Annotated in this window: 14 protein-coding genes and 2 tRNA genes; 3 read left to right on the top strand and 13 right to left on the bottom strand. The window is 37.4% G+C overall.

From position 1 onward, the window contains the following. Window positions 1-314: 314 nt before the first annotated feature. The gene (locus tag HMPREF1140_RS10545; RefSeq protein ID WP_035620395.1) at window positions 315-587 is read left to right on the top strand and encodes a type II toxin-antitoxin system prevent-host-death family antitoxin; all 273 of its coding nucleotides are present in this window, start codon (window positions 315-317) and stop codon (window positions 585-587) included. Between the two features lie 269 nt (window positions 588-856). Here HMPREF1140_RS10545 and HMPREF1140_RS10540 read toward each other — a convergent pair whose 3' ends face one another. From HMPREF1140_RS10540 to HMPREF1140_RS10515, 6 genes are all read right to left on the bottom strand, one after another. After that, window positions 857-1375 carry a hypothetical protein gene (locus HMPREF1140_RS10540; protein ID WP_009663826.1) on the bottom strand — a complete coding sequence of 173 codons (519 nt, stop codon included), beginning with the start codon at window positions 1373-1375 and terminating at the stop codon, window positions 857-859. A 291-nt stretch (window positions 1376-1666) separates the two neighbouring features. Next, a complete protein-coding gene (locus HMPREF1140_RS10535; RefSeq protein ID WP_009446038.1) occupies window positions 1667-2698 on the bottom strand; it encodes a sugar kinase in 1032 nt (343 codons plus the stop codon). 24 nt (window positions 2699-2722) lie between these two features. After that, window positions 2723-3373 (bottom strand): bifunctional 2-keto-4-hydroxyglutarate aldolase/2-keto-3-deoxy-6-phosphogluconate aldolase, encoded by a 651-nt coding sequence (locus HMPREF1140_RS10530; protein WP_009663817.1) that lies wholly within the window; start codon window positions 3371-3373, stop codon window positions 2723-2725. Between the two features lie 93 nt (window positions 3374-3466). Further along, window positions 3467-4222 (bottom strand): IclR family transcriptional regulator, encoded by a 756-nt coding sequence (locus HMPREF1140_RS10525; RefSeq protein WP_035620393.1) that lies wholly within the window; start codon window positions 4220-4222, stop codon window positions 3467-3469. A gap of 79 nt (window positions 4223-4301) precedes the next feature. Continuing rightward, entirely contained in the window at window positions 4302-4706 is a 405-nt protein-coding gene (gene tnpA, locus HMPREF1140_RS14075; protein ID WP_035620392.1) for an IS200/IS605 family transposase, read from the bottom strand. A 205-nt stretch (window positions 4707-4911) separates the two neighbouring features. Beyond that, a complete protein-coding gene (locus HMPREF1140_RS10515) occupies window positions 4912-6390 on the bottom strand; it encodes a UxaA family hydrolase (RefSeq protein WP_009663797.1) in 1479 nt (492 codons plus the stop codon). Window positions 6391-6547: 157 nt separating this feature from the next. Here HMPREF1140_RS10515 and HMPREF1140_RS10510 point away from each other — a divergent pair, with 157 nt between their 5' ends. Continuing rightward, complete coding sequence (locus HMPREF1140_RS10510; RefSeq protein WP_009663809.1) at window positions 6548-7555, top strand: LacI family DNA-binding transcriptional regulator; 1008 nt, start codon at window positions 6548-6550, stop codon at window positions 7553-7555. Window positions 7556-7644: 89 nt separating this feature from the next. Next, the gene (gene uxaC, locus HMPREF1140_RS10505) at window positions 7645-9048 is read left to right on the top strand and encodes a glucuronate isomerase (RefSeq protein ID WP_009663794.1); all 1404 of its coding nucleotides are present in this window, start codon (window positions 7645-7647) and stop codon (window positions 9046-9048) included. Between the two features lie 141 nt (window positions 9049-9189). Here uxaC and HMPREF1140_RS10500 read toward each other — a convergent pair. The 7 genes from HMPREF1140_RS10500 to HMPREF1140_RS10470 form a co-directional block, all read right to left on the bottom strand. Further along, window positions 9190-9263: transfer RNA gene (locus HMPREF1140_RS10500), tRNA-Met, on the bottom strand. A gap of 31 nt (window positions 9264-9294) precedes the next feature. Beyond that, a tRNA-Val gene (locus tag HMPREF1140_RS10495) sits at window positions 9295-9367 on the bottom strand. A 122-nt stretch (window positions 9368-9489) separates the two neighbouring features. Beyond that, complete coding sequence (locus HMPREF1140_RS10490) at window positions 9490-10509, bottom strand: glycosyltransferase family 2 protein (protein WP_009663823.1); 1020 nt, start codon at window positions 10507-10509, stop codon at window positions 9490-9492. After that, window positions 10509-11297, bottom strand: a complete 789-nt coding sequence (locus tag HMPREF1140_RS10485) for a CPBP family intramembrane glutamic endopeptidase (protein ID WP_009663796.1) — start codon at window positions 11295-11297, stop codon at window positions 10509-10511. Before HMPREF1140_RS10485 ends, HMPREF1140_RS10490 begins: the two co-directional genes overlap by 1 nt. A 105-nt stretch (window positions 11298-11402) precedes the next feature. Beyond that, window positions 11403-12581, bottom strand: a complete 1179-nt coding sequence (locus tag HMPREF1140_RS10480; protein ID WP_009663801.1) for an ABC transporter permease — start codon at window positions 12579-12581, stop codon at window positions 11403-11405. Beyond that, window positions 12565-13269, bottom strand: coding sequence for an ABC transporter ATP-binding protein (locus tag HMPREF1140_RS10475; protein WP_009663814.1), 705 nt, complete (start codon window positions 13267-13269; stop codon window positions 12565-12567). The genes HMPREF1140_RS10480 and HMPREF1140_RS10475 overlap by 17 nt, the downstream gene beginning before the upstream one ends. Continuing rightward, window positions 13269-14996, bottom strand: a complete 1728-nt coding sequence (locus HMPREF1140_RS10470; RefSeq protein ID WP_009663828.1) for an HlyD family efflux transporter periplasmic adaptor subunit — start codon at window positions 14994-14996, stop codon at window positions 13269-13271. Before HMPREF1140_RS10470 ends, HMPREF1140_RS10475 begins: the two co-directional genes overlap by 1 nt. Window positions 14997-15005 lie beyond the last annotated feature (9 nt).

The raw sequence follows: 15005 nt of genomic DNA, 5'->3' as shown, positions 1-15005 counted from the left end.
CTCACAGATAAACTGCATGAGATTTGTCATTTTAATACAGATTTTGAATTTATAACAAAAAGTCAAATGAGAACAATACAAAAACAAAGTAAAGGAAAATAAAATACTATTTTTTTAGTTTCAAAACGAAATAAAAATGCCCTTAAAGCCTGTAAAACACTGGGCTCAAAGGGCATTTTAACTTTTGAAACTGTCAAAGACAGGATAATACTATATTGTTATTTTTTTGTCAATATGATATTTCAAACTTTTCCACTTTTATTTATTGAGTTTCTAAAGAAATAATATTATAATTTCTTTAGGAAGGAGGTTTTATGCCAATAATTAAATCAAGTACAGACTTACGTAACAGCTACAATGACATCTCTACATTTTGCCATAACACAAACGAACCTATATTTATTACCAAAAACGGTAGAGGTGACTTAGCCGTTATGAGCATTGACTTATATAATAAATTAACCAGTAAATATGAACTATATAGGCTTTTGGAACAAAGCGAAGATGACTTTTCAAACGGTCATACATTAAGTTTTGAGGAGTCCATGAAACGTCTTCGAGAGGGATTAAATAATGGAACAGTATAAACTTATTGTTTCAGAAAATTATCACCGTGATATAAAAAATATATTAGAAATAAAATGGTTGAAATACAATATGATGATTATTGAAAACCGTTAATGCCTTCTCATACTAAACTCAGTACACAATATATTCTTTTTATATCTACTCTTGCTAAAAAGAGCACTACACATTTGATATACAATCTTTATCTAACTTTATGCACAAAATATTATGTACCACAAATAAAAGTGGGCTAAAACAGCCCACAACAAAATCTAAAAACCTATAACTTTTATTTATTTACAACAAGACTAAAGCACCTATTTATTAATTTCCCCCATGGTTCTTTTTTAAAATCTACCCCGTCCTCTTCTCTGTTTCCTAAATATACAACCACCCATTTTTCAGGTAATCTATAAGCATTAACACATCTATCTGAACGTGTGAAATCAAAAACTGTATGCCAAACCTCATCTGTACATGATGTAATATTATTTAACAATAGTATTCCCGACTCTCCATCTCTATCAATTTGTGGCAACAAATCACTATGTGAATATTTCAACTTTCTTTCGCCATCATCAAGCTTCTCTATTTTTAGTAGCATATTCATATCTGAATTATCAATTTGGTCGAGCTTTATCTCTTTAAATCCAATTCCCATATCTGTCGCCAAATCTTTTATTGCTTCTGCTTTTCCAATTCCAGGCTCTCCTAAAAACAATAAAGCAGAACCTTCATGACCTTCTTCAACGGACTCCTTTATTAAGGATATCATTCCTTCAATATTCACTGTACCCCAATTTTCCATATAATAGTTCTCCTTATAATATATTTATATTAAATACGCACAATATATATTAAATATTATGTATAAAATATTATAGTAATCATCATATATTACTACTATAAAATTCATACAATGCCAATATAACAAAAGTCTATAACCATAGAATACTATTTTTAAATCTTCAACCTTAATTATAAGATATATGTAACATTATCTTACTATATCAATAAAAATAGCATAGTCTGATTGTACTATGCTATTCATAATTTGTAAACACAAATCTTTATATAGGAAAATACATATAAACTTTGATTATCTTTGCACTCTACCCGAGCCGTCTCCGCCTGCAAGGCTCTCAACATCTTCTCTTGTTACAAGGTTGAAATCTCCCGGGATTGTATGCTTAAGTGCTGAAGCGGCTACTGCAAATTCAAGTGCCGACTTAAAGTCTTTCTTATCGCAAAGTCCGCAGATAACTCCTGCTGCAAATGAATCACCACCGCCGACTCTGTCTACGATCGGAGTTACATGGTATTTCTTTGAGTGATAGAACTCTCTTGTGCTTCCGTCCATTATACAAGCAGACCAGTCATTGTTTGAAGCTGAGAAGCTCTCACGAAGTGAGCTTATAACATATTTAAACTTAAACTGATCACACATCTGATTGAAGATATCCACATATCCGCTAAGCTCGAGTTCTCCTGCTGTAACATCTGTGTTGCCCGGCTTAAATCCGAGAACCTTCTCGGCATCCTCTTCATTACCGATACATACATCTACATACTGCATAAGATTTGTCATTATTTTCTTTGCTTTCTCTGATGACCAGAGTTTCTTTCTGAAGTTAAGGTCTACAGATACTGTAACTCCTGCCTTCTTTGCAGCCTTAAGAGCAGCCTCTGTAAGCTCTGCGGCAGAATCTGAAACTGCAGGTGTGATACCTGTAAAATGGAACCAATCCGCATCTTTGAAAATCTCATCAAAGTCAAATTCATCCACCTTAGCTGTAGAAATAGAAGAATGTGCTCTGTCATATACTACATTTGAAGCTCTCATCGCTGAACCTGTTTCAAGGAAGTAGATGCCCACTCTCTCACCGCTTCTTGATATATGCTTCGTTCCTACATTATACTTGCGAAGAGTTGCAATAGCCGCATCACCTATAGGATTCTTCGGTAACGCACTTACAAAATCCGCTTCATGTCCATAGTTTGCAAGTGAAACGGCAACATTAGCCTCACCACCGCCATAATTGATATCAAACTCATCGGCCTGAATAAACTTCTCATTATTTGGAGTTGATAATCTGAGCATTATCTCTCCCATTGTAACTATCTTTGCCATATTTTCTCCGTTCAAAATAAAATATTACTTTCTTGCCGCCGCTACCGCCTCAACAAACTCCTTTGCCTTTGCTGTTATAGCTGCGAAATCACCTGTAGCCGCACCCTTTGTAAGTGATGAACCTGTACCTACGGCACATGCTCCGGCCTTTAACCACTTATCTACATTGTCAACATCCACACCACCGCTCGGCATGAAATCTCCCTGTGGAAGAGGTCCCTTAAATGAGCTGATCGCACCCGGTCCCACTACATTTCCCGGGAATACCTTTATGATATCGCATCCTGCTTCAAGAGCTGTGATAGCCTCTGTAGGTGACATAACACCCGGAAGCATAGGAACTCTGTATCTGTTGCAAAGCTTAATTGTCTCTACATTAAGTCCCGGACTTACAACATAGTTAGCACCTGCCAAAATTACAGCTCTTGCTGTCTCAGGATCAAGTACAGTACCTGCACCGATAACTATCTTTTCATTATTTCTGTACTTCTCAGACATAAACTGTATAAACTCTACAGGATTTCCTTCGTCCATAGTCATAGTAATCTCAATAAAATTGATTCCGCCTGCAACAATAGCATCTATGACCTTCTCACCCTGCTCTTTGTTCTTTGCACGAACAACGGCAACCAGACAATCTTCTTTCATTCTTGTAAGAACCTGTTCTTTTCTCATTTGAACCTCCATAAATAATATATCAATATTCGTATATACGAATAGCAATTCACATTTGCGATATCTTGATTGTAATTAACTTTTTTATCATTGTCAAGGCATAAAACCTAAAGATTTTGATATTTCCAATCCACGCTTTTTTAATATCTCTCCAAGCGCAATATAGTCCTCATCTTTTCTGTAAAGGCTTGAAGCCGAGATAGCTCCTATACACTCTCTTTTTTCGTCAAATATCGGTACACCGACACATTCCATATGCTCCTCAAGTTCTCTCTCATCCAGTGCAAATCCCCTTGCTTTTGATATTTCAATATTCTTTACAAGAGCATCCACATCTGTAAGAGTAAATCTTGTTACAGGTTTAAAGTCTATGTCCTTAGCTATACTTCTTATCTTCTCTTCACTCATAGTACTGAGTATGGCTTTTCCGAGAGAAGTATTGTATACCGGATTCTTAGTACCTATGGTCGCTGTGGTTATTATAGGATTTTCCGGCTCACACTTTGATATATATACTATTTTATTACCTTCCAGCACACCGAAAAAACAGGTCTTTTGCAATTCCTTTGAAAGCTCCTTCAGTGCAGGCGCTATGATTTCAGAAATATTTCTGTTATTGGTATAGCTCATACCGATTCTGTAGGCATTTATGCCTATCTTATAGCTTCTTTTAATGCCGGTGTTTATTTCAAGCATTCCCATATGAACCAATGTAACCAGTATGTCATAGCAACTGGTTCTTGGAATGTATAGCTTCTCACAGATCTCATCCATTTCAAGACCTTCTCCGGATTTAGCTATAAGCTGCATTATTTGTATACTTCTTTCAGTGGTCCGATTTATTTTCATAAATAAAATCCTTTCGGTTGTCATAGACGGAAACCCACTACTCTTGGGTGGTGGGAGGAGTCTTGTAATTTTTTAACCATTACCCTTGGCTTTCGATGTACTTTTGAATTGTAGATGACGATACTTCCCCAATACTACAAGCAAAATAACCATCAGACCAAAAGATGTGTTTCTTCCAATACTGTTTGGAAAGAAAACTGTTATATTTAACCCCTAAACAATGAGTTGTTTCTTGCTTGATGGTTTTTACGATATCACAGATCTTATCGGTAGTGTCATAACTGACCGGAAAATATATATGGTCTTTGTCAGTTTCCATAACAATTATTTCCCGATTATGAGATTTACAAATATCGAATATCTTTTGTTTTACATCGTCAGCAATGTTGCTTCCCGGTAGCTGTTTACGATATTTTGTCACTAATAGGATATGTACTTTTAAACTGTATTTACGCCTGTTATGACGACTATATTTATTATCAATAATATTACCTCTATCTAACCGATAGCCAAGTACCTAGTATAGTTACAGCAGAGTAAATCTTTGTTGTAAAGGGTGTTGTCAACCACCCTACGATGTAACGCCACTTTAGATAGCAATATCTATTGGGGCCTAAAGGTCGGAGACGTAAGCCGTTACTACGACTGGGCAGTTACAAGCCCATTACCTTTAGGTGATGGGTAGTTGACTAAAGAGTTACTCCCTGCTTAAAGATTGCAAAATCATGGGATCCCGCAACTTCAGACTTTACTTTCTTTCCGCTTGCCACATCCAACACAAGTTTAAAAAGCTCGTTTGCAAGCTCTTCCTTTGTTTTATCCTCAACCATTCTTCCGGCATTAAAATCTATCCAATTTCCCTTGCCTTTTGCAAGTCTTGAGTTGGTAGCAATCTTTAATGTCGGAACAGGTGAGGCAAAAGGTGTTCCCCTTCCTGTGGTAAAGAGCACTATATGAGCTCCGCTCATTGCAAGCGCCGTAGCGGCAACAAGATCGTTTCCAGGTGATGAAAGCAGATTAAGTCCCTTTGTTTTTACGGTATCTCCATAATCAAGTACATCTACCACTTTAGCACTTCCGGACTTCTGTGTACAGCCCAAAGACTTATCTTCCAGAGTGGATATACCTCCTGCCTTATTTCCCGGTGACGGATTCTCATAGATTGTCTGATTATGATTTTTAAAATACATTTTAAAATCATTTATAAGAGCTACCGTCTTTTCAAAAGTCTCCTTATCCTTACACCTTTCCATCAAAAGAGTTTCCGCTCCAAACATTTCCGGTACTTCCGTAAGTATTGTGCTTCCTCCCTTTGATATGAGGATATCTGAGAACTCTCCAACTATAGGATTTGCTGTTATTCCCGAAAGCCCGTCAGAGCCTCCACATTTCATTCCTATTATAAGTTCGCTTGCATCTATTTCTTCTCTCTTTTCATCGGATATATTGTTTATAAGTTCTTCTATAAGAGAAAGTCCTGTTTCTATCTCATCTTCAACTTCCTGAGATACCAAAAATTTCACTCTGCTTTCGTCTATATCACCAAGGTATTCTTTAAGTAACGGAATATTTGAATTCTCACAACCAAGCCCCAGTACAAGTACACCTCCCGCATTAGGATGATTTATCATATCCGCAAGTATATTTCTGGTGTTTTCCTGATCGTCACCCATCTGTGAACAGCCATATGGATGTACAAAAGCTATTACATCTTCCACACTTCCCTTTATAAGCGACTTCGCTCTTCTTTCAATTGCCTGTGCCACATTGTTGACACAGCCTACTGTCGGAATAATCCATATCTCATTTCTCACTCCCACCTTGCCGTTTTTTCTCTTAAATCCAAGGAAGGTTTCATGAGCGGTTTCTTTTATCTCTTTAACCTTTGGAATATATTTATATTCAAGCAAATCACCAAGTGCTGTTTTTATATTATGAGTATGTATCCAGTCACCGGCTTTTATATCCTCTTTTGCAATTCCGATTCTGTTTCCGTACTTTATAACATCCTCACCGGCTTTTATATCCTTAAGTGCCACCTTATGTCCGGCGGGAATTTCACTGTTTGTCTCTACACTCTCGTTTCCTATAGTTATTTTTTCTCCCTTTGGCAATGCATTCAATGCCACACATACATTATCCAAATCATTGATTTTGATATAATCCATTTCCTTTATCTCCTTGCCAAATACTCATATTGAGTTTATAATAAATGTAAGCGTTTACAATCGCATTATACATGGGATTTTTATTCCTTGTCAAGATAGATGTAGATTGTAACGAATGAATTTATAAAGCTTATATTTTTTATATTACCGGTGAATTATGAATATTTATGATATTGCAAACAGGGCAAATGTCTCCATAGCTACAGTATCAAGAGTTATCAATGACAGCCCGAAGGTCAGTGAAAAGACCAGAAAAAAAATTCATGATATTATGGAGGAGCTTGGCTATACTCCGAATGTATTTGCCAGAGGGCTTGGACTGAACACTATGAAGACCATTGGTATACTATGTTCAGACCCTTCAGATATCTATGTGGCAAGAGCTCTGTCCTATTTTGAGAAAATGCTCAGGGAAAACGGTTATGACTCACTTTTGTGCTGCAGCGGATATGATACAAAGAATCTCAAAAAATATATAAATATACTTATATCAAAAAGTGTGGATGCCGTTATTATGATAGGCTCAAAATATATATCCTCAAAGGACAATAAAAATCTGATAAAAAGTACAGCAAAATCCTTGCCGATATTTTTAATAAACGGATTTTTAGAAGGTGAGAATGTATATTGTTCTTATTATGATGATTTTAATGCTACAAAAACAAGTGCAAATATGTTATATAATAGTGGCAAAAGCAATTTGCTCTTTCTTTACAATTCCACATCTCAATCCGCCAAAAGAAAGCTGGACGGGTTTATATCAGGATGTAAAGAGCTGAAAATCAAAAGTGGAAACTATGCAACTCTTTTATGTGAGGAAAATGATATAGACAGCATTTATCTCTCGCTTGGAGAGTTTACCAAAGAGTTTTTTTTACCCGACGGTATAATTGCCTCAGATGATTTTCTTGCGATGACAGCATTAAAATTTGCAAAACAAAACAGTATTTCGGTTCCTGATGAACTGTCAATAATAGGATATGATAATTCAATTTTTTCAAAAATGTCATATCCGGAGCTTACCACTGTTGACTCAAGGCTTTTTGATTTGTGCAGTTACAGTGTAAAAACTCTCTTGGAGGTATTTGACGGACAATCTCCTGAAAATATCTACATACTTGAACCGTCTATTGTAGAAAGAGACACTTTTAAATCGGAGAATTAAGACTCTCAAACTTAATACGTATATGACTACCGTAAATGTAGTTATTTATAAATTTTACTTTATACAGCCGTTTGGCTAAGGAGGTTAACATGAAGAATTTTATGGATCAGGATTTCTTACTTGATACACAAACAGCAAAACATCTTTATCATGACTATGCCAAGAAGATGCCGATAGTTGACTATCACTGTCATATAAATCCACAGGAGATTTATGAGGATAAAAAATTTGATAATATCACTCAGGTATGGCTTGGTGGCGACCATTACAAGTGGCGTCAAATCAGATCAAACGGTGTGGATGAAAAGCTTATAACAGGCAGTGAATCATCTGACAGAGAAAAGTTTGATGCATGGGCCGCTACATTGCCGAAGCTTATCGGTAACCCGCTTTATCATTGGTCACATCTTGAGCTTCAAAAGTATTTCGGCTTCAACGGACATCTAAGCCCTGAAAGTGCTGATGAAGTTTGGAATCTCACAAAAGAAAAACTTGCTACAGATGAGTTAAGTGTAAGAAATATTATCAGAAATTCAAATGTTAAAGTTATATGTACTACAGACGACCCTATAGACTCTCTTGAATGGCATATCAAACTTAAAGAAATCAAAGACCTTGGATTTAAAGTACTTCCGGCATGGAGACCTGATAAGGCTACAAATATTGAAAAGCCTGATTTTGCGGAATATATTGCAAAGCTATCCGAGGTAAGCGGTGTGTCTGTAAAAGACTTTGCATCTCTTAAGGAAGCATTAAAGAACAGATTGGAGTTTTTCCATAACAACGGTTGCTCCGTATCAGATCACGGTGTTGACTTTGTATACTATGCTCCTGCAAGTGAGAACGAAGTTGATGCTATATTAAAGAAAAGACTTGCAGGTGAGGATGTAAGTCTTACAGAGCAGTATCAGTTTAAGACAGCACTCTTACTTGCACTTGGTAAAGAGTATCACAGATTAAACTGGGTAATGCAGCTTCACTTCGGTTGTAAGAGAAACAACAACACTGCAATGTTTAATAAGCTCGGTCCTGATACAGGATTTGATGCTATAAGCGGATATGCTCCTGCAGATCAGCTTGCAGATTTTTTAAATGCTTTAAATTTAACAGGTGAACTTCCAAAGACAATACTATATTCACTTAATCCGAATGATGATGCAGCTATCGGTACAATAATCGGATGCTTCCAGGATTCAAGTATCGCAGGAAAAGTTCAGCAGGGTTCTGCATGGTGGTTCAACGATCACTACGAAGGCATGAGAGCTCAGATGAAGTCTTTGGCCGCACTTGGTTGCTTAGGAAACTTCAACGGTATGCTTACAGACTCACGTTCATTCCTTTCATATACAAGACATGAGTACTTCAGAAGAATACTCTGCCAGCTTATAGGTGAATGGGTCGAAAGCGGTCAGTATCCGAATGATGAGAAGGCTTTAAAGGAACTTGTAGAGAATATTTCATATAATAATGTAATGAGATATTTTGAGTTTTAATAATTTATTTTAATATAAAACAGTCCCCAACTCCCGGTTGTGAGTTCGGGACTGTTTTTTTCTGTGCCCTCAAAAATCAAGCCCACAACACTTGACATCAAAACAAATAAAAAAGTCTGACCGAAGTCAGACATAAGTAAATAGCGACAGGGAGATTCGAACTCTCGACACTACGGGTATGAACCGTATGCTCTAGCCAACTGAGCTATGTCGCCATATGATTATATTCATGCTTTACATGAAAAATGGGACCTACAGGGCTCGAACCTGTGACCCTCTGCTTGTAAGGCAGATGCTCTCCCAGCTGAGCTAAGATCCCGTCACGTTTAACGCTATGTAAGTATATAAAATAATGCTCCTAATGTCAAGCATTATTTTAATTTTTTTCTAAAAAAATGCATCCGAATTTTAAATCACTAATCCAGATGCAGGTTCTTCTATTTAGTTAAATCCATACAACTTATTTGCAATCTTATATCCCGCTACGGCAATACCTTTTCCCACTTTTCCGGGAAGGTTCATAGTCTGTCCCAGGAGACCGTATCTTATCCTCTTATAAAGTCTTGGATTGTGATCCTTCAGATAATCCCAAAGTTCTTTCTTCTTTTGCATATTTTCCTCACTCTTTGAGCGAATAGCAAGTATGGAAGATATTACCATCATTATCTCAAGATAGCTTATAAGATACTTTCTAAGCTTTTTATTTGCAACATCATAAGGATTAAATGAATCAAGCATAATCTTAGTTACTCTTATCTGCTGATCTATTCTTCCGATCATCACCTGCTCATTTACAGATTGATCCTCTCTACCGATATAGTATCTGTAAAGGTTTACATCCATATAGTAAATATCCTTTACCGCCTTCAAAGGCTGATATACGAAGATATTGTCCACATAGAATGTGTGCTTCGGAAGGTCAAGTTTATTCTCTATAAGAAGCTCTCTTTTGTATATTACGGAATGCATAAGAATATACTGTCCTGTGTGGAAAGGCTTAATATCCTCCCATTCAAACTTCTTATTTATAGGCAAGTTTCTCTTATAGGTCATTACCTTTTTCCTCTTTGCACCGTCCTTATCATATACAAAGTTGCAAAGAAGCATATCAATATTTTCCTTATCTCTTATAAACTCTTTAAGCTTATTGAGTACTTCCAAAAATGACTTTTCATCCAGATAATCATCCGAATCCACTACTTTAAAAAACTCTCCTGTAGCGGCTCTAAGTCCAAACATTACAGCATCACCATGGCCGCCGTTTTCCTTGTGGATTGCTTTGCATATAGTAGGATATTTTTTTTCATACTCATCCGCTATTTCAGCTGTATTGTCCTTGGCAGAACCGTCATTTACAATCAATATCTCTACATCTTCCTTACCTACAAGCAAAGAATCAATGCACTTTCTCATATATGCCGCCGAATTAAAGCATGGCACCGCTATACTCAAAACTTTCATTATTCAACCTTTCTGTTTATAAAATATATTGTACCTATTAAAGCAAATATTAAGCTGATAACCACAGCTATCAATAAAATCCCTATATTTTCTTCATTCTCACCGAGCTTGGCATAAATTGAAACAAAAGTATTTGAGCTCATATGTATGAAGATTGGAATTAAAATACTCTTTGTTTTGTGATATGCAAACCCGAGGAAAATCCCCAAAAGTGTCGCATAAATAGCCTGAACTATATTTCCATGGTAGATACCGAATAATACAGATGATATAAGCAAGCCTGCCAAGAAATTATATTGATGTTTAATTCTGTTAAAAATCAAACCTCTGAATATTATTTCCTCAACTATCGGTATCAATATTCCTGCACATATTATGATGACAATAAGCGGATTACTTGTAATCGAATTGCTGACTTTCACAAATGCGGCATCATTACCTGCCATGTTTGTCAATGCTATAATAATATTTAATGCAATTGCAACACCTGCGCCACCTAAAATGGCCATCACAAAATCCATAGCCCTAAGTTGGCCACGCTTTTTAATTCTGCCCTTATTAATGTCCAGGTAGAAAAACAGACTGAGAAAAACAGAAGTAACCACCGCACATAATGCAGTGATAACCAGTGCATTTTCTGTTATAATATCCTCCATTGCATCAGGACTTCTGACACCTGCTAAGATACTAAATAAAACTCCCATCAACATTCCAAGAGAAAGCTGGATTGTTATATAAATAAGTATCGGATAAAGACATATCCATAATGTATAAAAAAATTTCTTCATTTCCTTAGTATATCCTATATCAGTAAATAATCCAATAAAAATTGTATTAAAATTAATTTTGCACGAAAAAAATACCCGTAAAAACGGGTATTTAAAAAACAATTCTTACTCACTTCTAAGCGCATCTATCGGATTTAAGCTTGCCGCTCTCATTGCAGGCATATATCCGAATATAAGTCCGATTGCTACAGATACGCTGAATGAAATTATAACCGCATTTAAGTTGGCAGGTGATGAAATATTCATAAATCTGCCTATAGTAGGGCTGGCAATACAGCCCAGTACAATTCCCAGCGAACCTCCCAGTGTACTTGTAACCAAGGCTTCTATAACAAACTGCTGCAATATAACACCCTTTCTGGCTCCAAGTGCTTTTCTGATACCGATTTCTCTGGTCCTCTCTGTAACAGATACCAGCATGATATTCATAACACCAACACCTGCAACAAGAAGTGAAATACCGGCAATAGCTCCTATAATAGTACTCATAAGTGCAAGCTGTACATTGATTTCTCCAAGCATCTGACTCATGGACTGAACAAAATATGTTTCTTTTTGAGTATAGATAGTTTTTAGAAAATCCTTTAAAAGCTCTACCGCCTGATTGCTTACCTGAGTATTTACAGTAGCAAAAATATAATAATCAGGTACTGAAGTTCCGTTTAACTGTCCGGCTGTGGAATAAGGCATAAATGCAAAATCATCACTGCCTCTTGCAGACAACTGTGTTTTATCCTGTCTTTGTACCACACCTACAACAGTAAATGCCGAACCGTTTATCTTTATAGTCTCACCTATAGCAGCTTTCGGCGAACCGAAAAGCTTGCTTGCAACATAGTATCCGATTACAACAACTTTTTGTCTGGATACCATGTCCGCATATGATAGGAATCTTCCCTTTTCAAGTTTGTAATTCTTCAATTTACCATAGTATTCACTTACTCCGGAAACTGTAGTTGTGGTAGTTTTTTCACTTCCCACTTTTATCGTTCCGCTGACACTGACCTGTGGTGTCATTTCCGAAAAAATATCTCTATGTTCATTGAAGAAATCATACATCTGATCCACCGATGCCTGTCTTGCAGGCATATTGACCAAATTGACGCTGATAGTATTGGCACCCATGTCCATAAAGGACTTTACCATATTGTTCATATATCCCATCATTACACTGACCAGTATAACGACAGCAGATACACCTATGATAAGTCCGAGCATTGTCAAAAATGATCTCATTTTATTAGCAATAATACTCTTTATTGCCAGTTTAAATGACTGCAGCATACTCTTCACTACTTCCATCAAAATTTATTTTACCGTCAGCTATTCGAATAACTCTCTTTGCTTCTATCGCAATAGAATTATCATGTGTAATCATAATAACCGTATTTCCCTCTTCATGAATTTTCTTGAAAAAATCCAAAACCTGACGGCTGGTCTTTGAATCCAGGGCACCTGTAGGCTCATCCGCCAAAATCAGTGAAGGATTTGCAGCCAGAGCTCTTGCAATACTCACTCTTTGCTGCTGTCCTCCTGAAAGCTGATTTGGCATCTGCTTCGCTTTTTCGGCAAGTCCCACCTTTTCAAGTGCTTCCATTGCCCTCTTTTCTCTTTCATGATTTGAAACATGCGCGTACAAAAGCGGCAATTCCACGTTTTCCAAAAGATTCATTCTGGGCAGAAGATTGTATTGCTGAAAAACAAATCCTATCATCTTATTTCTGATATCGGCAAGTTGATTGTCACTAAGCTTTCCGACATCTTTTCCGCCCAGAAGATATTTGCCTGATGTAGGCACATCCAAAGCTCCTATAATATTCATAAGAGTGGATTTACCGGATCCCGACTTACCCACAATTGCAACAAACTCTCCCTTGTCGATATCAAGAGTCACACCGTCATTGGCATAAACAATCTCATCACCCATTTTATATTCTTTTCGAATATCTGTCATTTGGATAAGTTTTTCCATTACTCTCCTCCGGCTCCTACATCGGCACCGCCGGCATCCGCTCCGGCACCGTCCGCTCCGGCTGTATCGGCTCCGCCTCCTTCTGCAGGTGCGCCTTCTCCGCCCATGCCGTCCATTCCGCCTGTTCCGGTATCCATACTTGCGCTCTCGTCCACATAGACCTCATCACCTTCATTAAGTCCTGATGTAATCTGTACAAAATCCGCATTTATAACTCCGGTAGTTACTGTAACCTCTTTAAAACCTGCAGGGATAAGGCCGTCTCCACTTGAAGCCGCACCGCTTGCATCTGCACTCTGTGTTGCCGAGGTATCTCTTACATAGACCTTATTTCCTCTCATAAGAGCCCCTGAAGGTATTGTAAGTGCATCCTTTGCAGACTCAAGTGTAATATATCCGTCCACATTCATTCCCGGCAAAAGATTGTAAGTCTCATCAAGTGTTATTGTAACAGGATAGGTTGATACACCGTTTTGGCTTGTACTCTCAAGGCTGACATTGGTAACCGTTCCCGAATATTCCTGATCCGGAAAAGCATCCGACTTTATTCTCACCTTCTGTCCGTTTTGAACCTTTGTAATATCCTTCTCATCCACACTCATTTTAAATGTATATGAGCTCATATCGTAAATAACAGCCATATTGGTAGCCTTGTTGTTTCCGCCTGAGCCCACCTTATCCCCGACCTTATAGTTCTTTGATATAACTTTTCCGGAAATAGGTGATTTAATAGTATACTCGTCATAGGTTTTCTTTGCAGTGTCAACTCCCTTTTGTGCCGCATCCACATTTCCCTGTGCGGTATCTACAGCATCCTTATATGTTTTTAAAAGTTTCTCTGCAGACTCTGCAGTCATCTTAAAAATAGGTGTTCCGACTTCTACATAATCTCCCACATTCACCAGTACACTTTCTATCTGTACGCCTTCAGCCAGATCGGCACTCATATCAACATTTGTTGTCGCCTCAAAAGTACCGTCTCCTGTAGAAGTGATATCTCCGACTGTAGCATTTGCAGTTGTCTTATCTGTAAGACCTCCCGGGTTACTTACCTCGAATGTCACATTACGAACAAGTCTTCCACCATCCATTGTCTGATCCATACTTGATACGGAAATTACTTTTCCTTCTATCTGCTCTCCCGTTTCGGTAAGTGTCAAAGTTCCTGTCATTCCCGCCTTAATATTCTGTGCCTCCGTACTTAGGAAAGGAATACGGATATTCATCACAGTATCATTATATATGGTAGCAAGCTTTGTACCACCGCTTATCTTATCTCCTGCCTGAATACTCAACTCCTTGATATAGCCCTTTCTTGTAGAGCGATACAAATTACCGGAAAAATCCGCCTTTGCTTTTGCAAGGTCTTTGTTGGCCGTAGCATATCCGGTGTTTGCTTTACTAAGAGAATTATTTGAGGAATTTATATCAGATTCAAGACTTGACTTATCTATTTGATAAAGCACCTGGTCTTTACTGACCATATCACCTACCTCAAAGTTTGCCGAGATAATATCTCCCGATACAAGCGCAGTTATATTATAAGTGTCCTTGGGTGTTATAGTACCCGAAGAGGATATCTCCGAAGAGATATCCTGCTTTGATGCTATTGCTGTAGATACAAATGTACTCGTATCAATCTTTGTAGCCTGTCTTGATTTCATAAAGAAAAATCCACCTACGCCAAGGGCTATAATTGCAGGTATAACAATAAATTTTTTCTTCATTTTTCCCCT

Source organism: Lachnoanaerobaculum sp. ICM7 (assembly GCF_000287675.1).
Taxonomy (GTDB): domain Bacteria; phylum Bacillota; class Clostridia; order Lachnospirales; family Lachnospiraceae; genus Lachnoanaerobaculum.
The sequence above is the reverse complement of the archived record's forward strand: the minus strand, read 5'-3'. Positions and strand labels throughout refer to the sequence as shown.

Coding starts and splice junctions, on each gene's coding strand:
- HMPREF1140_RS10545 (WP_035620395.1), top strand. CDS start 315: ATGCCAATAATTAAATCAAGTACAGACTTACGTAACAGCTACAATGAC.
- HMPREF1140_RS10540 (WP_009663826.1), bottom strand. CDS start 1,375: ATGGAAAATTGGGGTACAGTGAATATTGAAGGAATGATATCCTTAATA.
- HMPREF1140_RS10535 (WP_009446038.1), bottom strand. CDS start 2,698: ATGGCAAAGATAGTTACAATGGGAGAGATAATGCTCAGATTATCAACT.
- HMPREF1140_RS10530 (WP_009663817.1), bottom strand. CDS start 3,373: ATGAGAAAAGAACAGGTTCTTACAAGAATGAAAGAAGATTGTCTGGTT.
- HMPREF1140_RS10525 (WP_035620393.1), bottom strand. CDS start 4,222: ATGAAAATAAATCGGACCACTGAAAGAAGTATACAAATAATGCAGCTT.
- HMPREF1140_RS10515 (WP_009663797.1), bottom strand. CDS start 6,390: ATGGATTATATCAAAATCAATGATTTGGATAATGTATGTGTGGCATTG.
- HMPREF1140_RS10510 (WP_009663809.1), top strand. CDS start 6,548: ATGAATATTTATGATATTGCAAACAGGGCAAATGTCTCCATAGCTACA.
- uxaC (WP_009663794.1), top strand. CDS start 7,645: ATGAAGAATTTTATGGATCAGGATTTCTTACTTGATACACAAACAGCA.
- HMPREF1140_RS10490 (WP_009663823.1), bottom strand. CDS start 10,509: ATGAAAGTTTTGAGTATAGCGGTGCCATGCTTTAATTCGGCGGCATAT.
- HMPREF1140_RS10485 (WP_009663796.1), bottom strand. CDS start 11,297: ATGAAGAAATTTTTTTATACATTATGGATATGTCTTTATCCGATACTT.
- HMPREF1140_RS10480 (WP_009663801.1), bottom strand. CDS start 12,581: ATGCTGCAGTCATTTAAACTGGCAATAAAGAGTATTATTGCTAATAAA.
- HMPREF1140_RS10475 (WP_009663814.1), bottom strand. CDS start 13,269: ATGGAAAAACTTATCCAAATGACAGATATTCGAAAAGAATATAAAATG.
- HMPREF1140_RS10470 (WP_009663828.1), bottom strand. CDS start 14,996: ATGAAGAAAAAATTTATTGTTATACCTGCAATTATAGCCCTTGGCGTA.